This window comes from Dactylosporangium fulvum (assembly GCF_025137375.1).
In the GTDB taxonomy this organism is placed as follows: Bacteria; Actinomycetota; Actinomycetes; order Mycobacteriales; family Micromonosporaceae; genus Dactylosporangium; species Dactylosporangium fulvum.
Genome location: NZ_CP073720.1, coordinates 5286211 through 5304203, shown reverse-complemented (window position 1 = coordinate 5304203; position 17993 = coordinate 5286211). Strand labels below are relative to the sequence as shown.

At 71.4% G+C, this 17993-nt stretch carries 16 protein-coding genes; 5 read left to right on the top strand and 11 right to left on the bottom strand.

What is annotated here, in order from left to right; all coding sequences use genetic code 11:
• Positions 1-16 precede the first annotated feature (16 nt).
• From kamD to Dfulv_RS24895, 7 genes are all read right to left on the bottom strand, one after another.
• Positions 17-1573 carry a lysine 5,6-aminomutase subunit alpha gene (kamD, locus tag Dfulv_RS24925; protein WP_259855521.1) on the bottom strand — a complete coding sequence of 519 codons (1557 nt, stop codon included), beginning with the start codon at positions 1571-1573 and terminating at the stop codon, positions 17-19.
• A gap of 43 nt (positions 1574-1616) precedes the next feature.
• Complete coding sequence (locus tag Dfulv_RS24920) at positions 1617-3122, bottom strand: amidohydrolase (RefSeq protein WP_259855519.1); 1506 nt, start codon at positions 3120-3122, stop codon at positions 1617-1619.
• The gene (gene kdd / locus Dfulv_RS49075) at positions 3119-4216 is read right to left on the bottom strand and encodes an L-erythro-3,5-diaminohexanoate dehydrogenase (protein WP_259855517.1); all 1098 of its coding nucleotides are present in this window, start codon (positions 4214-4216) and stop codon (positions 3119-3121) included. The genes Dfulv_RS24920 and kdd overlap by 4 nt, the downstream gene beginning before the upstream one ends.
• A 132-nt stretch (positions 4217-4348) precedes the next feature.
• Positions 4349-4927, bottom strand: a complete 579-nt coding sequence (locus Dfulv_RS24910) for a GTP-binding protein (protein ID WP_259855515.1) — start codon at positions 4925-4927, stop codon at positions 4349-4351.
• Complete coding sequence (locus Dfulv_RS24905) at positions 4908-5294, bottom strand: DUF742 domain-containing protein (RefSeq protein ID WP_259867990.1); 387 nt, start codon at positions 5292-5294, stop codon at positions 4908-4910. Before Dfulv_RS24905 ends, Dfulv_RS24910 begins: the two co-directional genes overlap by 20 nt.
• A 101-nt stretch (positions 5295-5395) precedes the next feature.
• On the bottom strand, positions 5396-5800 hold the full coding sequence (locus tag Dfulv_RS24900) for a roadblock/LC7 domain-containing protein (protein WP_259855514.1): 405 nt from the start codon (positions 5798-5800) through the stop codon (positions 5396-5398).
• Complete coding sequence (locus Dfulv_RS24895) at positions 5800-8031, bottom strand: sensor histidine kinase (protein WP_259855512.1); 2232 nt, start codon at positions 8029-8031, stop codon at positions 5800-5802. The genes Dfulv_RS24900 and Dfulv_RS24895 overlap by 1 nt, the downstream gene beginning before the upstream one ends.
• Positions 8032-8270: 239 nt before the next feature.
• Here Dfulv_RS24895 and Dfulv_RS24890 point away from each other — a divergent pair, with 239 nt between their 5' ends.
• Both Dfulv_RS24890 and Dfulv_RS24885 read left to right on the top strand, forming a co-directional pair.
• Positions 8271-9602, top strand: coding sequence for a KamA family radical SAM protein (locus Dfulv_RS24890; protein ID WP_259855510.1), 1332 nt, complete (start codon positions 8271-8273; stop codon positions 9600-9602).
• Positions 9603-10004, top strand: coding sequence for a hypothetical protein (locus Dfulv_RS24885; protein ID WP_259855508.1), 402 nt, complete (start codon positions 9603-9605; stop codon positions 10002-10004). It abuts the gene before it with no gap.
• Between the two features lie 163 nt (positions 10005-10167).
• On the opposite strand, the gene Dfulv_RS24880 is transcribed toward Dfulv_RS24885, so the two are convergent.
• The gene (locus tag Dfulv_RS24880) at positions 10168-10893 is read right to left on the bottom strand and encodes a TioE family transcriptional regulator (protein ID WP_259855506.1); all 726 of its coding nucleotides are present in this window, start codon (positions 10891-10893) and stop codon (positions 10168-10170) included.
• Between the two features lie 58 nt (positions 10894-10951).
• Between Dfulv_RS24880 and Dfulv_RS24875 the strand changes: the two genes are divergently transcribed.
• A complete protein-coding gene (locus Dfulv_RS24875; protein WP_259855505.1) occupies positions 10952-12154 on the top strand; it encodes an erythromycin esterase family protein in 1203 nt (400 codons plus the stop codon).
• A gap of 79 nt (positions 12155-12233) precedes the next feature.
• Here the strand turns inward: Dfulv_RS24875 and Dfulv_RS24870 are convergent, their stop codons facing one another.
• Positions 12234-13754 (bottom strand): outer membrane protein assembly factor BamB family protein, encoded by a 1521-nt coding sequence (locus Dfulv_RS24870; protein WP_259855504.1) that lies wholly within the window; start codon positions 13752-13754, stop codon positions 12234-12236.
• 83 nt (positions 13755-13837) lie between these two features.
• The gene (locus Dfulv_RS24865; RefSeq protein ID WP_259855503.1) at positions 13838-14590 is read right to left on the bottom strand and encodes a M15 family metallopeptidase; all 753 of its coding nucleotides are present in this window, start codon (positions 14588-14590) and stop codon (positions 13838-13840) included.
• 18 nt (positions 14591-14608) lie between these two features.
• On the opposite strand from Dfulv_RS24865, the gene Dfulv_RS24860 reads away from it, so the two are divergent.
• Positions 14609-15517, top strand: a complete 909-nt coding sequence (locus tag Dfulv_RS24860) for a L,D-transpeptidase family protein (RefSeq protein ID WP_259855502.1) — start codon at positions 14609-14611, stop codon at positions 15515-15517.
• 25 nt (positions 15518-15542) lie between these two features.
• Here Dfulv_RS24860 and Dfulv_RS24855 read toward each other — a convergent pair whose 3' ends face one another.
• On the bottom strand, positions 15543-16499 hold the full coding sequence (locus tag Dfulv_RS24855; RefSeq protein WP_259855501.1) for an endonuclease/exonuclease/phosphatase family protein: 957 nt from the start codon (positions 16497-16499) through the stop codon (positions 15543-15545).
• Positions 16500-16838: 339 nt separating this feature from the next.
• Here Dfulv_RS24855 and Dfulv_RS24850 point away from each other — a divergent pair, with 339 nt between their 5' ends.
• Positions 16839-17936: a sugar ABC transporter substrate-binding protein gene (locus Dfulv_RS24850; protein WP_259855500.1), complete on the top strand. Its 1098-nt coding sequence runs from the start codon at positions 16839-16841 to the stop codon at positions 17934-17936.
• Positions 17937-17993: the final 57 nt, after the last annotated feature.

The following is a 17993-nucleotide window of genomic DNA, read 5'->3' as shown; positions in this document are numbered from 1 at the left end:
GGACGCACGACGTCGTTCACGAGGTCTCCTTCCCGGCCTCGAGGACTTCCTGCGCCGGGTTCCAGTAGCCGGGTTCGCGGGCGGCGACACCGTCGAGGCCCTTGCCGCGGTCCGCGGGGCGGCGCATGACCCCGAACGTGCCGTCGGCGATCGCCTCGAGCAGCCCTTCGGCCTCGATCCGCCGCAGCAGCTCGACGGCCTCGTCGAGGACGGTCGCGGCCCGCTGCCGGATGAACGGGCCGGGCACGAAGTCCTCGTGGAGGTTCCCGGCGGCGTGCTGCACGTACCGCACGTTCTGCAGCGCGATGTCCCGGTCCGACAGCCACGGCGTCACGACCGCCTCGGTCATCATGCCGACCAGCAGGATCCCCTGCCCGGTGAGCATCCCGGCGAGGTTGAAGAACCCGTCGAGGAGGTTGCCGCGGAACACGTCACCGGTCATGTGTTTCGTCGGCGGCATCCACTTCAGCGGCGCGTCCGGGAACAGCTCCCGGGCCAGCAGCGCGTGCGCGAGCTCCAGCCGGAACGACTCCGGCAGGTCCGGGTTGATCTCGAACGCGTGCCCGAGCCCGAGCTGCCGGTCCGCGAGCCCGGCCTCGTGCGCGAAGTACTCGTTGAGCAGCTGCGACACCGTCACCGTGTGCGCGGCCTCGACCGCGTCGGCGGTCGTGAGGTAGTTGTCCTCGCCGGTGTTGATGATGATCCCGGCCCGGGCGTGGATCTGCCGGGAGAACCGCTGGTCGACGAACGTGCGGATCGGGTTGATGTCCCGGAACAGGATCCCGTACATCGAGTCGTTGAGCATCATGTCGAGCCGTTCGAGCCCGGCCAGCGCCGCGATCTCCGGCATGCACAGGCCCGACGCGTAGTTCGTCAGCCGGATGTAGCGGCCCAGCTCCTTCGACGTGTCGTCGAGCGCGGCCCGCATGAGCCGGAAGTTCTCCTGCGTCGCGTACGTGCCGGCGAACCCCTCCCGGGTCGCGCCCTCCGGCACGTAGTCCAGCAGCGACTGGCCCGTGGACCGGATCACGGCGATGACGTCGGCGCCGGCGCGGGCGGCGGCCTGCGCCTGCGGGATGTCCTCGTAGATGTCGCCGGTCGCGACGATCAGATACACCCACGGCCGCCGCGGCGGGTCGCCGTGCCGTTTGACGAGCCGTTCCCGTTCGCGGCGCCGCTGGTCGACGCGCCGGATCCCGGCGGTGACGGCGCGCCGCGCCGCCCGGGCCGCCTGCCCGGTGCGCTTCGGGACCTCGAACCGGACGCTGCCGGCGGCGGCCTTCTGCGCCAGCAGCGTCAGGTCGGCGTGCCCTTCCCGGCACAGCGCGTCGAACACCGGCAGCGCGACACCGTGACCGAGGCCGACGTCGGCGCGGACGGCGTCGACGAGCCGGTTGACCCAGGGGATGCCGTCCGGGTCGGCGCCGGTGATCCCGGCCAGCCGCAGTGTGGCCCGCTCCACCGACACCGTCGTGTGCGCCTTGGCCAGTTCGACCACGGACGCGCCGGCCCGCGCCGCGAGCTGCCGCGCCGTGTCGACCGTCCGCCGGTCCAGCCCGAGCTTCCCGCTCACCGCCGCCTCGCTTCCTGCTCCGCGTCTCCCCGACTCGCGTTGATCATGAGGTGTGGATCTCCCGGCCGCGCAGCACCGTGGTCCGGGCCGCCGGGGTCTCGTCACCGGCCAGGACGCCGGCGAGGTCGTCCCGGGTGTCCCACACCACGAACGTCGCCGACCAGCCCGGGTTCAGCACACCCTCGTCGTCGATGCCGACGGCCCGCCACCCGCCGCGGCTGTGCGCCGCGAACGCGGCCCGCGCCCCGATCCGCTGCACCGGGTTGTGGTGGCGCAGCGCCGCCCGGCAGGTGCCCCACGGGTCGAGGTCGGTGACCGGCGAGTCCGACCCGAACGCCAGCATGACCCCCACCCCCGCCAGCGACGCGATCGGGTTCGCCGCCATGGAACGGGCGGCGCCGAGCCGTTGCGCGTACATGCCGTGCTCACCGCCCCACAGCCGGTCGAACGCCGGCTGGACACTCGCCACCACCCCGAACTCCACCAGCTGCGCGATCATCCGCTTGTCCAGCAGCTCCGCGTGCTCGATGCGGTGCCGCCCGGCCCGCAGCCGGTCCACCCCGACAACCCTGGCCGCACCCGCGAACCCGTCCAGGACGGTCGCGATGGCCCGGTCACCGATGGCGTGGAACCCGCCCTGCATCCCGTGCCGCACGCAGCCGACGAGATGCTCCGTCACCTGCGCCGCGGTCAGGTAGCTGTGCCCATGGCCGCGGTCACCGTCCGCGTAGGCGTCCCCCACGTGAGCGGTACGGGCACCGAGCGCACCGTCCGCGTACAGGTCACCGGCCGCGCCCCTGGCACCGAGCTGCCTGGCCTTCGCCGCGGCGTTCGGCTCGCCCCACAGCCCGTACACCTCCGGGAACTCGGGGCCGTGCGACAGCGCGGCGGTGAAGTCGTCCTCGCCGGACGTGCCGGGCCCGCCGCACTCGTGGACGGCGGCGATGCCCAGGGCGGCGGCCCGCCGCAGGGCGGCGCGCTGCGCGTCACGGACCTGCGCCGCCGTCACCCCGGCGAACGCCGCCTCCCGCACCACGTGGTGCGCGTCGCGGCGCAGCCACCCGGACCCGTCGTAGCCGGGCGCCGCCTTCACCGCGCCGGTGAGCAGCGGCGTCGACACCAGCGCCGCGTGGACGCAGGCCCGCGACAGGTACACGGCCCGGCCGCCGCCGGCCCGGCCGAGCTCCGCCGCGGTCGGGGTCGTCTGGTCCGCCCACCCGGACTCGTCCCAGCCGTGCCCGATGACAACCGCGTCGGGACTCAGCCCTTCAGCGTGCCGGGCCACGGCGTCGAGGACCTCCCGCGCCGACCGCGCACCGGCGAGGTTGAGGCCCCGCAGCGCCAGCCCGGTCGCGGTGGTGTGCACGTGCGCGTCGACGAACGCCGGGGTGACCAGCGCCCCGCCGAGCTCGACGGTGCGGTCCGCGCCACCGGCGGGCACGTCCGCGTCCGGCCCGAGCCAGGCGATCCGGTCACCGTCGACGAGCAGCGCGGTGGCGGACGGATCGGCCGGGGTCAGGACGCGGCCACCACGGAAGAGGGTCCTCATGGCGCCCAGTCTGCCAACCTGGCCTCGAACAGGGCACGAACGGCGCTGTCGGATCGCAGCAGACCCAGCGCATACTCGGCGTGGCCGGGCACGTAACCGTTGCCGATGATCATCGTCACGTCGGCGGCGAGCCCTTCGGCGCCCAGCGCCGCCGCCGGGAACGACGTCGCCATGGAGAAGAACACGACGGTGCCGCCGGGCGCGGTGGCCAGGATCGCCGCGTGCTCGCAGCCCGGCACGTCGACACAGACGACGGTCAGGTCCGCCGGCCCACCGGCCGCACCGAGCGCCGCCGCGAGCCCGACCGCGTCCCGCGCGTCGGCGACGACCACCGTGTCGGCGAGCCCGGCCGCCTCGAGCCGCCGCCGTTCGGCGTCGTCCCGCACGACCCCGACGGTCCGCGCGGCGCCGACGTCACGGGCGGCGGCGAGCGCCAACGAGCCGCTCTTGCCGGCCGCGCCGAGCACCGCGACCCGGACCTCGTCACGCACGCGGCCCGGCACCACAACCGCGGGATCGACGCCATCGTCCACCGCACGGCACCGGACGATGCCGCGCAGGGAACGGGCGACCAGGGCCGGGGCACCGCACACGTCGAGGACCGCCAGCGCCAGCTCCGGGTCGAGGTCGTCGGGGAGCACCGCGGCGATCGACCGGGCGAACAGGATCGCGTGGCCGTCGCACGGCACCTGCTCGCCGCGGCCGTCCCAGCGTTTGAGCCCGTCGGTGATCCGCAGCGGGGTGAGCGTCAGCGACACCAGGGTCGCGACCCGGTCACCCGGGCGCAGGCCCAGCGGCGAGGCCGGACCGGCCGCCTCGACGGTGCCGATGAGCATGCCGCCCGAGCCGGTGACCGGATTGTGCATCTTCCCCCGGTCCTCGACGATCGCCAGGACCGCGGCGCGGACCCTGTCGCCGTCACCGCCGTGCTCGACGGTCAGCTGGCGGAAGCTCGCGGCGTCGAGATTGAGCCGCTCCACCCGGATGCGGACCTCGTCGTCGCCGATCTCCGGCGAGGCGTCGAGACGCTGCGCGGCCTGCGGCAGGACCCCGGCCGGCGCGACGACCCGATGCAACCCGATCGGCGAACCCATTTCCCGCACCACCCAACGTCAACCGGATAATTTCCGGCACAGTAGCGTGATTACAGGATATTCTTCAAGCCTTCCGGCTGTCACGCAACCCGCTCACCGGCACACCCCCGGCACACCCCGCCTCACCCTGTCTCACCTCGGCCGCACCGACAGCGCCAGAACATGCTCCACCAGACTGATCAACACCGCCTTGCTCGACGCACGATCCCGCGCGTCACACAGCAGCAACGGCACATGCGCATCCAGATCCAGCGCCTCACGCACCTCCGCCGCCGAATACGGCACCGCATCGTCGAAACAGTTCACCGCCACCACAAACGGCGTACCCCGCCGCTCGAAGTAGTCGATCGACGGGAAGCAGTCCGCCAGCCGCCGCGTGTCCGCCAGCACCACCGCACCCAACGCGCCCAGCGCCAACTCGTCCCACAGGAACCAGAACCGGTCCTGCCCCGGCGTCCCGAACAGGTACAGCACCACCTCCGACCCCATCGTGATCCGGCCGAAGTCCATCGCCACCGTCGTCGTCGACTTGCGCTCCACACCCGTCACGTCGTCCGTACCGACCCCGGCCACCGTCAGCGACTCCTCCGTCTGCAACGGCCGAATCTCGCTCACCGCCCCGACCAGCGTCGTCTTCCCCGCACCGAACCCGCCCGCCACCAGAATCTTGACGGCCGCCGGCACCAACCCCTCAGAGCGCCCGGAGTCCATCGATCACCGCCCTCAACACACGCTCACTCGGCAAGTCACCCGCCACCGGCGGGTGATACATCTCGATCAGACCCTGCCCCAGCAGGTCACCCAGCAACACCCGCACCACCCCGAGCGCCAGGTCCAGATGCGACGCCACCTCGGCCACCGCGACCGGCTCCCGCGCGAACACGAGAATCGCCCGATACTCCGGCTGCAGCCCGAACCCGCCACCGGACAACGCCCCACGCTGCGCCACCACCATCGCGACCACGTCGAACCCGCCCGACGACGGCACCACCCGGCCACCCGTCATCGCATACGGCCGCACGACCGGCCCGGCCTCCCGGTCCACCCACGTATGCTCCACCCACCGCTCGGCCCGCAGATCCTCCCGCGGCGGCTCCGGCCACCGGTACACCGGCGCCGGCTCCCCGAGCGGAAACTCACGCGAGAACCCGGCCGCGTGCCGCCCCGGCGGATCCGTCATCACGCACCCGCCGGCCGCGCCGACGCCGACAGGTTCTGCCCCACCCGCTGCACCAGCAACGCCATCTCGTACGCGATCAGACCGATGTCCGCATCCGCCTCCGCCAGCACCGCCAGGCACGCACCCCGCCCCGCCGCCGTCACAAACAGGAACGCCGACTCCATCTCGACGATCGTCTGCCGCACCGGCCCGCCACCGAAATGCCGCCCCGCACCCCGCGCCAGGCTCTGGAACCCGGCCGCGACCGCCGACAGATGCTCCGCGTCCTCCTGCGACAGGCCCTCCGACGCGCCCATCAGCAACCCGTCCACGGACAGCACCACCGCCCGCCGCACCGACGGCACCCGCGCCACCAGGTCGTCGAGCAGCCAGCGCAGACCACCGCCGTGCCCCTGCGCGGTCATCACACACCCCTGCCCGTGTCCCCGGCGTCCCCGGCGCTCGCATGCCGGCCACGCACCGTCCCCGCCTGGAACGACGCCATCATCCGGCGCAGCTCCTCCGGCGACCGCGCCGGCGCCTCGAGCTCCTCCGCGCCGATCACGACCGTCGAATCGTCCTGCAACTGCGGCGCCAGGCCGCGCTGCCGGACCCGCCGCGGCAACCCCTGCCGGCCCCTGCCCCCGTCCCCGCCGCCGTCCGGACCGCCGTCCGGACCCGGCGAATCCGGCTCAACCGCCACCACATCCGGATCCGGCGCCACCGGCAGAGGCCGCCGCACCGACGGCACCGCAGCCGGACCCGCCGGCAGCCACGAGAACGACTCCGCAGCCACCCCCTCCATAGCAGCCGGCGCCACCACCAGATCCACCGGCAGCAACACCACCGCCGTCACCCCGCCGTACGGCGACGGCCGCAACACCACCCGCACCCCGTGCCGCGCCGCCAACTGCGCCACCACGAACAACCCCAGCCGCGCACTGCTCGCAGGATCGAACTCCGGCGGCTCCGCCAACCGCCGGTTCGCCTCCGCGATCGCCTCCGCCACCATCCCCAGACCACGGTCCTCGATCTCGATCACAAACCCGTTCGGCACCGACTGCCCCGACACCCGCACCCGCGTATGCGGCGGCGAAAACACCGTCGCGTTCTCGACCAGCTCCGCCAGCAGATGGATCACGTCACCCACCGCCCGGCCGACCACCGCACCGTCACCCACGTGCAGCACCTGCACCCGCGCGTAGTCCTCGATCTCCGACACCGCACCACGCACCACGTCAACCACCGGCACCGGATTCCGCCAGCCCCGCCCCGGCGTCGCACCCGCCAGGATCACCAGGTCCTCCGCGTGACGCCGCATCCGCGTCGCCAGATGGTCGACCCGGAACAGATCCGCCAGGTCCTCCGGCTCCGACGTACGCCGCTCCATCCCGTCCAACAGCGACAACTGCCGGTGCAACAACGTCTGGGAACGCCGCGCGATGTTCAGGAACACCTCGTTCATCCCCTGCCGGACCGACGCCTCCTCCACCGCCGACGCCACCGCCGTACGCTGCACCGAGTTGAACGCCTCACCCACCTGACCGATCTCGTCCGTGCCCAGCCGCAACGGCGGCACCTCCGCCGCCACGTCGACCGCCACCCCCCGCCGCAGCCGCGACACCACCGACGGCAGCCGCTCGTCGGCCAGCTCCAGCGCCGCCACCCGCAGCCCGTCCAACCGGCGCGCCAGCGACCGGCCGATCCGCACCGACAACACCAGACTCAGCACCACCGCCACCAGGCCGGCCAGACCCGCCACACCCAGCCGCAGGAAGATCGCATCGGAAGCGTCCCGCGCCGCCTGTACGTTCTGCCGCTGCATCTGCGACCGGAACGCCTTCAACTCCTCGTTCACCGGGTCGAACGCCGCACGCCACTGCCCCAGGTCGATCCCCGCCGCCTGCGCCGACCCCGGCGCCGTCGCCAGCAACCGATCCTCCAGCGCCGCCAGCCGCCGCATCGCCGCACCCGACACCAGCGCCTGATACCGCTGCTGCGCCTCCTCCGGCAGCAGACTCACCCCGTACGGCAGCACCAGACGCTTCTGCCCGATCACCGTCACCAGCTCGGTGTGCACCGCCCCCGTGAACTGCCCGCTCGTCGCCGCCTCCGCCACCAGCGCGTCCTCCTGCGAGAACAGGTCCCGAGACAGGCCCAGCACGAAGACGCCCAGCGCCTCCTCGGCAACGTCCGAGTCCCGGTGGTTCGTCGCCGACTCACCGATCGCATACGTCGCCATGATGATCGCGCTGTACCCCTGCCGGACCGTCCCCGCCGCACCACCGCCGTCGGCCAGGCTCCGCAGCTGCGCCAGCCCGTCCAGCGCCTCCGTCACCGTCACGATCGCCCGCTTCGTCTCCGCCGACGCCACGTCCTGCAGGTCCCGGTCCGTCGCCAGGGCCCGGAACTCCGCGATCTCCACGTCCGACTTCGCCCGCTGCTCACGCACCGCCGCCGCGTCCGCCCGGCCACCCGCCAGGTACACGGTCGTCAGCTGCCGCTCGACCTGCAGCTGCTCGACCATCGCCTCGGCCGGCTCGGTCACCTTGTCGCCGGTCAGCTTCGAGTTGCGCAGATCCAGCGCCGACTCGAGCGTCACGCTCACGGCGAACAGCCAGATCGCGACCAGCATGACGATCGGGATCGCCAGCATCGCCGTGATCCTGGCGCGGATGGACCATCGGTTTTTCATCGGACCTCGGGTGCGGTTCGGTTGCGGCCTCGGAGCCGCCAACCTACGCACACGGGTCCGCCGAATTCGTCGGGTCACCGGTCCCGGATTCCACCCAGCCAGCCGACAGACAGTAAGATCTTCTCCATTAGCGTCGAATTCGAGAAGAAATCCGGCTATGGTGCGTGTATCGCGGAAGTATTTCGCCGGGGAGGCTTAGGATGCAGCCATACGTCTACCAACGCCGACAACTCGTCGAACCAGACTGGCGCCGCTTCCCCGGCTGGCACGACACCACCCGCGAACAGTGGGAATCCGCCCAATGGCAACGCGCACACTGCGTCAAGAACATCAACCAGCTGCGCACCGTCCTCGGCGACCTCGTCGACGAGTCCTTCTACACCGACCTCGCCACCGACCAGGCACAACACGCCACCATGTCGATGCTCGTCCCACCCCAGATGATCAACACCATGGTCCCGGACGAAATCACCACCGACACCCTCTACGCCGACCCCGTCCGCCGCTACATGCTCCCCGTCGCCAGCGACCGCCTCACCGACTGGCCCTCCCACCCGTACGCCACCCGCGACTCACTCCACGAACACGACATGTGGGTCGCCGAAGGACTCACCCACCGCTACCCCACCAAAGTCCTCGCCGAACTGCTCTCCACCTGCCCCCAGTACTGCGGCCACTGCACCCGCATGGACCTCGTCGGCAACTCCACCCCCACCGTCGACAAGCTCCGCCTCACCCGCAAACCCGCCGACCGCTACGACGCGATGATCACCTACCTGCGCGCCCACCCCGGCGTCCGCGACGTCGTCGTCTCCGGCGGCGACGTCGCCAACGTCCCCTGGAAACACCTCGAGTCCTTCCTCATGCGCCTGCTCGACATCGAAACCGTTCGCGACATCCGCCTCGCCACCAAAGCCCTCATGGGCCTGCCCCAGCACTGGCTCCAGCCCGACGTCGTCGAAGGACTCGAACGCGTCGCCCGCACCGCCGCCCGCCGCGGCGTCAACCTCGCCATCCACACCCACGTCAACCACGCGCAGTCACTCACACCGCTCGTCGCCCGCGCCGCACAGACCGCCCTCGAAGTCGGCGTCCGCGACGTGCGCAACCAGGGCGTCCTCATGCGCGGCGTCAACGCCACCGCCGCCGACCTGCTCGACCTCTGCTTCGCCCTCCAAGGAGAAGCCGGCATCCTGCCCTACTACTTCTACATGTGCGACATGATCCCCAACGCCGAACACTGGCGCGTCGCCGTCTGGCAGGCCCAGCAACTCCAGCACGACATCATGGGCTACCTCCCCGGCTACGCCACCCCGCGCATCGTCTGCGACGTCCCCTTCGTCGGCAAACGCTGGGTCCACATGGTCACCGAATACGACCGCGAACGCGGCATCACCTACTGGACCAAGAACTACCGCACCTCCATCGAGGACTCCTCCATGGACCTCGACCGCAGCTACCCGTACTACGATCCGATCGACACGTTGCCGGAAAGCGGCGCCGAATGGTGGCGGAAAGAGCACGCTGAGTAGGTGCGCCGCACCATCGTCAAACTCCTCGGGATCAGCCTCGCCGCCGCGGCGCTCGTCACGTACGTCAACTGGGTCAGCGACCGCGACGCCAAACAGGCCGGCGACCCGACCGGCCGGCTCAGCTGCGGCGACACCGGCCGCATCTCCGGCGCGCACGCCACCGCGTCCCCGACCAGCCGCGAGACCCGCACCCCGACCGAGCTCGCCGACGCCTGGGCCCGCGCCCGCTCCGCCGAGCTGGCGTCCGGCCAGCGCCGGCTGTACCAGGACGACAAACGCGTCGACATAGGGTTCGACAGCAGGTCGAAGACGGTGGCGGTGCTGACGTTCCGCTCCTACGACAGCCTGGGCTGGCACCTGGACGCGGTGGTCGCCTGCCAGTCCGTGTCCCGTCCGTCCTGACGACCGGACGACCGGCACGGCGCGCACGGTCCGCCCCGGACACCGAGAAAAACGAAAGTCTGCCGCGTAGCGGCTGGGTGTGTTTTTCAGCGTGGCGCCAGCCACGCACTCTAAGGCGTCCTAGGATGCTAGGAAATGACCTGAGTGCCGGGTGGCGAGTTGGTCAGCGGCGATCGCCGGCCGCCCGGTAGCCGAGATAGGCGTCCAACGCCGCGGCGCCGGTGAGCATGGCGCGGCTCCTGGCTGACAGGCGGGCGTGCCAGTCGCGCAGCATCGACTCGAGCGGTGCGACGCCGCCCGCGGTGCGGACCTGGGCGATCAGCGCAGCGATCTGCTCCAGCAGGTAGCCGCCCCGTCTGAGCTGGTGGGCGAGCAGGGCGTCACGCACGTCGGCCGCACTGTAGACCCGGTAGCCCGTCCGCGGGTCGCGGCGCGGCTGGACCAGGCCGGCACGTTCCCACTTGCGCAGGGTGGCCGGGCGGATGCCGAGCCTTCTCGACAGGGGACCGACAAACGTGTCGCCGCGTTCCTGCGGCACCGGCTCGAGGTCACGAAGCGCGGCCTCGACGGCCTGGAGGGTGCGGCGGTCGTCGAGCAGCTGGGCGTGGCTCTCGTCGATGCGCCGGAGCGCATCCCCGGTCGCGTCCCGGTTGACCGCCTGCATGATCGACGTGGCCGTCTGGTGACCGTGCCCGGGCGCGAGGGCGAGGAACGCGTGCAGGGCTTTCGCGTGCAGCGGCGTGTAGGTGCGGTAGCCGTGGGGGCTGCGTTCAGCGTCCGGGAGGATGCCGGCCGCCTCGTAGTTCCTGATCGCCTGTGTGGACAGGCCGTGACCGCGCGCCAGATCGACCGGCCTCAGCCGTCCGTCGTCTTGAAGGTTTCGCCCCATGTTCCTGCCCAAATCGCGGAAAAGTTTCAACTGAAGGTTCAACGATACCGTTCAAGGAATGACTGCTGGCATCACAAACACCGCCCATGCCGTTGACGCGGCCACCGTCGTGGGGCTGCTCCCGGCCCGGCCGCGCCTGCTTGCCCTGGGTGAGCCGACCCATGGCGAGGACGTTCTGCTCGAGCTGCGCAACGATCTTTTCCGGCAACTCGTCGAGCAGGAGGGCTACCGGACCATCGCCATCGAGAGCGACTGCATGATGGGCCTGGTCGTGGACGACTACGTCACGTCGGGCTCCGGCATCCTCGACGACGTCATGGAGCGCGGCTTCAGCCACGAGTGGGGCGCCTTCGCGGCCAACCGCGAGTTGGTGCGCTGGATGCGCGCGTACAACACCGGCCGGGCCGCGTCCGAGCAGGTGCGGTTCGCCGGTTTCGACGGCCCGCTGGAGACCGCCGGCGCCGCGAGCCCCCGGCAGGCCCTCACCGCACTCCACGCCTACCTCACCGCCCGGGTCGACACCGGCCTGCTTCCCTGCACCACCGATACGCTCGACCGCCTGCTCGGCGCCGACGACCGGTGGACCAACCCCGCCGCGATGACGGACCCGTCCCGGTCGGTGGGGAGGACGCCCGAGGCCACCGAGCTACGACTGCTCGCCGACGATCTGGTGGCGCTGCTCGACGCGCAGACGCCACACCTGATCGCGGCGTCCGCACCGGACGAGTGGGACCGGGCGCTGCTGTACGGGCGCACCGCCGCGGGCCTGCTGCGCTACCACTTCTGGACGGCCGACACGTCACCGGGCCGCATGGCGAGGCTGCTCGGCGTGCGGGACTCGATGATGGCCGCCAACCTGCTCGCCCTCGCCGATCGGGGCCCGACGCTGGTGAACGCCCACAACGGCCATCTGCAGCGGGACAAGAGCAGCATGCGGATGGGCGGCCGGCCGGTGGAATGGTGGAGCGCCGGCGCGATCGTGAGCGCCCACCTGGGCGAGGCGTACGCCTTCCTCGCCACAGCCCTCGGCACGATCCGCCACCGGGGCGTCGACACCCCGCCGCCGGACACCATCGAAGGGCTCCTGTACGCGCTGCCGGAGGAGCGTTGCATCGTCGACGCCCGCCGGCTGGCCACTGCCCTCGCCGACATGACGCCCGCTGCCCGGGTGTCCCCCTGGTTCGGTTACGCCCCGCTTGATCCGGCCCACGTGGCCGGCACCGACGGGATCGTGTTCGTCAAGGACGCCCCGCCGAGCTAGCGCGCCCCGTGATCCAGGGAAACTCCGGGCCGCCCCGACGACACGAGGTTTCCCTGGATCACGACCGGCGCACCGCGAGCTACGAGACCGACAGGGCGTGGAAGGCGCCGGCTCGGGTGCCGAAGTACATCGCGCCCTTCCAGACCGCCGGGGTCGCCTCGATGCAGCCGCCGATCTTCATCTCCCACAGGAGTTTCGGCTGGGCCGACGTGTCCGCCACGTCGTAGGCGTGCATCACGCCCGAGCAGTCGCCGATGAACAGCGTGTCGTCCACCACCACCGGGGACTGCCACGTCTCGTTGCCCGGCACGCGGAACTTCCACCGCACCGTGCCCGTCGTCCGGTCGATGCCGAGCACGTCGCCGCCCGTGGTGTCGAAGATGGCGATGTCCTTGTGCAACGCCGGGGTGCCCCAGATGCCGGCCGGCTTGCTGCCCTGGTCCTTCACCGACCACACCACCGGGTTGTCGGGCATCGACGGGTCCAGCTTGAGCATCTGCCCGACCTCGCGGGAGCGGGCGTTGCCGCGCTCGTACTCCGACCCGACGTAGAGGAACCCGTCCTCGTCGATGACGATCGACGCGTCGGTGTCGTCGCCGGTCCAGAACCGGAACGTGCGCGTCGGCGCCTTGCCCTCCTTGAGGCCGCTGATGTCCCAGCCCTGCACCAGGCCGCCGGAGTTGGCGAAGTACACGGTGTTCTTGTAGATGGCGACCGAGTTCTCGATCGACACGTTGGTGTCGCCGAAGTCCTTGAGCAGCTGCGCGTCCCAGCCGGGCGTGTTGAACACCAGCTTGGGGTTGACCGTCACCTTGCCGTTGGCGTCGTACCCGCGGTTGAGCTTCACGATGTGGAACTGGCTGTTCTCGCCGCCCTCGAAGAGGTAGTCGTCGATGATCAGGCCGGATCCGTCCCAGTCGTCGTTCCACATGGTGGGCTTGACCGCGTCGGCGGAGAGCTTCCACAGCTCGGTCGGCACGTCCCGGTCGAGCGCGATGACGCGGTAGTAGTTGTCGCGCGAGCCGGAGTACAGCAACGGGTAGCCGTCGGGGTCGACGGTCACCGAGCCCTTGATGATGTCGCCGGTCTTGAAGTCGGGCATGATCCGCTCGCCGGTCGCGGCGTCGAGGAAGTGGATGTTGCGGTCGTAGGCGCCGAACACCACCCAGGTGCGGCCGTCGCGCTCGAAGACCGCCGGCTGGCCGGTCCAGCCGTTGCCGCACCACTGCGTCGTCTTGCCCTTGTCCTCGGACATCGCGCACATGCCGCCGGACTTCGGGAACTGCCACTTGTGGTTCGGCATCGTCCGGGGCACGGGACCCTGCCCGTAGTAGGTGCGGGTCGGGTTGCCGCGGAACGTCAGCAGGCCGGTGACCTTCGTGCCCCACGGCTTGCCGACCAGTGCGGGGTCGGACCAGCCGACAAACGCGGGCGTGGCCGACGAGGGCGGCGCCGCCGCACCCGACTCGACCTCGGCCGCGGGCGACGAGGACAGGTCGGTCCAGCTGTTGCGCAGCGCGTATGCGGTGGTCGCCAGACCACCGACGATCAGCGCCAGCGCGCCCGCGAGCAGCAACCGGAACGTCCCCGTGCGTGACATGCCGCCTAGTATGTCGATGCCCTCCGGCAAACTGTTCCCCCGAACGGCGCGACCATTCCACACCGCTCGGCTCACCCGTCCGGTCAGCGGGGCTTTTCGAAATGCTGATAGTCCACTCCGGACCGCCAGGCGCCGCCCCAGGTGAAGCCCTCGGCGCGAAACGCCGTGACGACCGGGTCGCCGGCGACGATCATGCCCGGTCTGACGGTGCGCCGGTCGAGGTAGTCCTTGCCGGCGGGTGGCATGATCTGGCCCTTCGGCAGGTAGGGGTTCTCGACCGGGTTGATGTCGATCGCCCGCCCGTAGGCGTGGTTCGACCAGTGCTTCGTGTTCGGCACGTTGCGGCAGTTGAACGCCGAGGTGTTGTCCGCGGCCATCGACGCGTCGTCGCTGCCGTCGTAGGCCTCGATGAGCCGCATGCCGCGGATCGGGAACCGTGCCGCCCGCAGCTTCGCGAACGCCCGCAGCGTGGCCTCCGCGAGGTCCTTGTGCACGACCAGTTGCCCGCGCTGCTCGGTGCCGGCGAAGTCGACGTAGGTCAGCCGCAGCAGCCGCAGGTCGTCGAGGCCGACGGGGCAGCCCGGCCGCCACGAGACCCCGGTCATCGCCTGGCGCAGGTCGGGCGGCAACGGTTCGGCGGAGTCCGCCGGCGGCGTTTCGGCGGGAGTCGTACCGGCTGTGCCCGCCACCGGCGACGGGACGCCCGGCGATGCGGCGCCGCTTGCCGCCGCCGTGGCCGGCGCAGGCCCGGTCCCGCCGCAGCCGGCCAGCCCGGGGCCGGCGAGGAGCACCGACACGAGCGCGGTGGCGGCGAGCATCCGATCACGTACGGTCATCCGCCGATACTATGGGGCGTGCCGGTTGACCAGGATGGACGACGCCCGACGCTGGTGACGTTCGGTGTCCTGACACTCACGCTGCTCCTCGCGGCCGGCCTCGGCGCCTGTTCGACGAAGCCCGAGCCCGTCCCGGTGACGGCGCCGCCGTCGGCGCCGGAGTCCCCGGTCGCACCGGTCGAGGTGCCGGCCGCGGTCTCCCCGTCGCCGGCGGTCTCCCCGTCGCCGTCCACCACGTCCGCCACGTCCGCCACGTCCGCCGCACCCCGCCCGCCGAGTGCGGCGGCGGCGCGGTCGGCGGGCACAGCCGGTACCGTCGCGCAGAACGACGCGTCGAGACTGCGGACCCTGCCGGCGAACACGACCCAGGTCGTGATCGTGCAGACGCCCGGCAGGTCGTCGACGACGGCGACCCTGCAGGCGTATGCGAAGGCGGGCGGGGCGTGGCGGCCCGCGTTCCCGGCGATGCCGGCCCGGATCGGCGGCAACGGCCTCAGCGACGACAAGCGTGAGGGCGACCGCACCACCCCTACGGGCATGTACTCGTTCGACGCCACGATGTACGGCATCGCGGCGAACCCGGGCACGAAGTTCGCCTACCACCGGGTGGGCCCGGACGACTGGTGGAACGAGAACAGCGACTCGCCGGGCTACAACACCTTCCACCACGGCCCGGACCCGGGCGGCCCGAGCGAGGCGCTGTGGCAGATCAGCCCGCAGTACACGCACCTGGCCGTGATCCGCTACAACATGCCGGCGACCCCGCACCGCGGCAGCGGCATCTTCCTGCACCAGAGCAACGGCAACGCGACCCTGGGCTGCGTCAGCCTGGCCCGCGACCACCTGGTGTCGGTGCTGCGCTGGCTGGACCCGGCCGCCAACCCGAGGATCGTCCTCTCCCCGACCGCCGCGCTGGGCCGCTACTGAGCGGCCGCCGGCCCTGAGCCCGCCGTCAGAACCGGACGCGTGCCGCGACCGGCAGGTGGTCGCTGCCCGTCGCCGGCAGTGACCGGATCTCGGTGACGGTCGCCGACCGGACCATGACCTGGTCGATCCGGGCGAGCGGCAGCGCTGCGGGCCAGCTGAGCGCGAACCCGGCCGGTGCCCACGTGAGCTGCGAGCTGACCGGGCCGAGCCCGCGGTCGTCGACCGTGCTGTTGAGGTCGCCGAGCAGGATCAGCCGGTCCAGTGGCTCGGCGGCGACGGCGGCGCCGAGCAGCCGGGCGCTCTCGTCCCGCCAGGCCGTGTCGAAGCCGGTCGCCCTGATCCGGACCGACGGCAGGTGCGCCACGTAGACGGCGACGTCGCCCAGCGGGGTGTGCGCGGTGGCCCGCAGCCCGCGGCTCCAGCCGTCGGGGATCCCGCGCGGCTTGATGTCCACCGCTCGCGCGCCGGTGAGCGGATGCCGGGACCACAGCCCGACGGTGCCGTGCACCGTGTGGTGCGGGTACCGCGCGCCGAGCGCCGAGACGTAGGCGGGCAGCGCCTCGGGCGTCACCTCCTCGAGGGCGATGAGGTCCGGCCCGGCGGCCATGAGGTCCCGTGCCGTGCCGGCCGGGTCGGTGTTCTCGTCGCTCGCGTTGTGCTGCACGGCGACGAGGTCGGCCGGCCCGCCGGCGGCGGGCAGCAGCAGCCCGCCGAACTGGACGGTCCACGCGGCCACCGGTAGGACCAGCGCGACCAGGCCGGGGAGTGACCGCCGGAGCAGGGCCGCGGCGAGCAGTGCCGGGACGGCCAGCCCGAGCCACGGCAGGAACGCCTCCAGGAGGCTGCCCAGCCGCACGACGGCGTTCGGTACCAGCCGGTGGAACAGCAACACGAACGCGACGAGCGTGGCGATCACGGCGAGCCACCGCCCCCGTCGCCGGCTCCACCCGCTCCACCGGCTGCGTCCGGCCGTCTCCGTCATCGGCACCTCCACTCGTCGTCCATGAGTCGGACGCCCTGCCCCGCGTCGCCGGTTGCCGTCCCACTGCTTGGTCACCGGCGACGGCGCGGATGGAAAGGGCGCACACTTCGGCCAAACCCCGCCACCGCCGCTGGAGCAGAAGCGGTTTGCCGGCGCGTTGCGCAATTGTTACCGGCAACAACAAAGTCTGGACCTCGGCGCCCTTGTGCCCATGGGCCACGGAGGAATACGTTGCCGGGCACAACAATCACCGTCGTCCCGGACACACCCCGACGGTGAAACTCCGCCCTGAACCTCCTCGCGACCCGCAAGGGCGCATATCCGAAAGGACCCGTGCAAATGCGCAAAGGGATCCTCTCCCTGCTCGCGGTAGGTGTCATCGCCACCGGCGGACTCACCGCCTGCGGCGATGACTCGTCGTCGGACCCCGGCAGCGGCGACGCCGGGAAGAAGCCGAAGATCGGTGTCATCCTGCCGGACAGCAAGTCCTCGGCCCGCTGGGAGACCGCGGACCGCAAGTACCTCGAGGCCGCCTTCAAGGCCGCCAACGTCGACTACGACATCCAGAACGCGCAGAACGACAAGAGCGCGTTCCAGACGATCGCCGAGCAGATGATCACCGGTGGCGTCAACGTCCTGATGATCGTCAACCTCGACTCGGGTACCGGCAAGGCCGTCCTCGACAAGGCCAAGGCCGCGGGCGTCGCGACCATCGACTACGACCGCCTGACCCTGGGCGGCTCGGCGTCGTACTACGTCTCGTTCGACAACGTCGCGGTCGGCAAGCTGCAGGGCGAGGGTCTCGTCAAGTGCCTCACCGACGCCAAGGCCAGCAAGCCGATCATCGCCGAGCTCAACGGCTCGCAGACCGACAACAACGCGACCCTGTTCAAGCAGGGCTACGACGGTGTGCTCAAGGCGAAGTACGACGCCAGCGAGTACGTCAAGGGCCCGGACCAGTGGGTTCCGGAGTGGGACAACACCCAGGCCGGCACCATCTTCGAGCAGATGCTGACCTCGACCCCGAACATCGCGGGTGTCCTGGCGGCCAACGACGGTCTCGGCAACGCCGCGATCAACGTGCTCAAGAAGCAGGGCCGCAACGGCAAGGTCCCGGTGACCGGCCAGGACGCGACCGTGCAGGGCCTGCAGAACATCCTCAACGGTGACCAGTGCATGACCGTCTACAAGGCCGTCAAGCAGGAGGCCGACGCCGCCGCGAAGCTCGCGATCGGCCTGGCCAAGGGCGAGAAGGGCGCCACCTCGCAGAAGGTGACCGACCCGGAGGGCAAGCGTGACGTCGACGCGGTCCTGCTGACCCCGAAGGCCATCTTCAAGGACAACGTCAAGGACGTCGTCGACGACGGCTACGTCACGGTCGCCGAGCTCTGCACCGGTGACTTCGCCGCGAAGTGCGCCGCGGCGGGCATCAAGTAGGCACCGGCTCCGCCGGCCCGGCGCCCACAGCCTCGACTCTGTGGGCGCCGGGCCTCG

Coding starts and splice junctions, on each gene's coding strand:
- Dfulv_RS24865 (WP_259855503.1), bottom strand. CDS start 14,590: ATGACCGTACGTGATCGGATGCTCGCCGCCACCGCGCTCGTGTCGGTG.
- Dfulv_RS24880 (WP_259855506.1), bottom strand. CDS start 10,893: ATGGGGCGAAACCTTCAAGACGACGGACGGCTGAGGCCGGTCGATCTG.
- Dfulv_RS24890 (WP_259855510.1), top strand. CDS start 8,271: ATGCAGCCATACGTCTACCAACGCCGACAACTCGTCGAACCAGACTGG.
- Dfulv_RS24850 (WP_259855500.1), top strand. CDS start 16,839: ATGCGCAAAGGGATCCTCTCCCTGCTCGCGGTAGGTGTCATCGCCACC.
- Dfulv_RS24895 (WP_259855512.1), bottom strand. CDS start 8,031: ATGCTGGCGATCCCGATCGTCATGCTGGTCGCGATCTGGCTGTTCGCC.
- Dfulv_RS24910 (WP_259855515.1), bottom strand. CDS start 4,927: ATGGACTCCGGGCGCTCTGAGGGGTTGGTGCCGGCGGCCGTCAAGATT.
- Dfulv_RS24875 (WP_259855505.1), top strand. CDS start 10,952: ATGACTGCTGGCATCACAAACACCGCCCATGCCGTTGACGCGGCCACC.
- Dfulv_RS24855 (WP_259855501.1), bottom strand. CDS start 16,499: ATGACGGAGACGGCCGGACGCAGCCGGTGGAGCGGGTGGAGCCGGCGA.
- Dfulv_RS24870 (WP_259855504.1), bottom strand. CDS start 13,754: ATGTCACGCACGGGGACGTTCCGGTTGCTGCTCGCGGGCGCGCTGGCG.
- Dfulv_RS24920 (WP_259855519.1), bottom strand. CDS start 3,122: ATGAGGACCCTCTTCCGTGGTGGCCGCGTCCTGACCCCGGCCGATCCG.
- kdd (WP_259855517.1), bottom strand. CDS start 4,216: ATGGGTTCGCCGATCGGGTTGCATCGGGTCGTCGCGCCGGCCGGGGTC.
- Dfulv_RS24900 (WP_259855514.1), bottom strand. CDS start 5,800: ATGACCGCGCAGGGGCACGGCGGTGGTCTGCGCTGGCTGCTCGACGAC.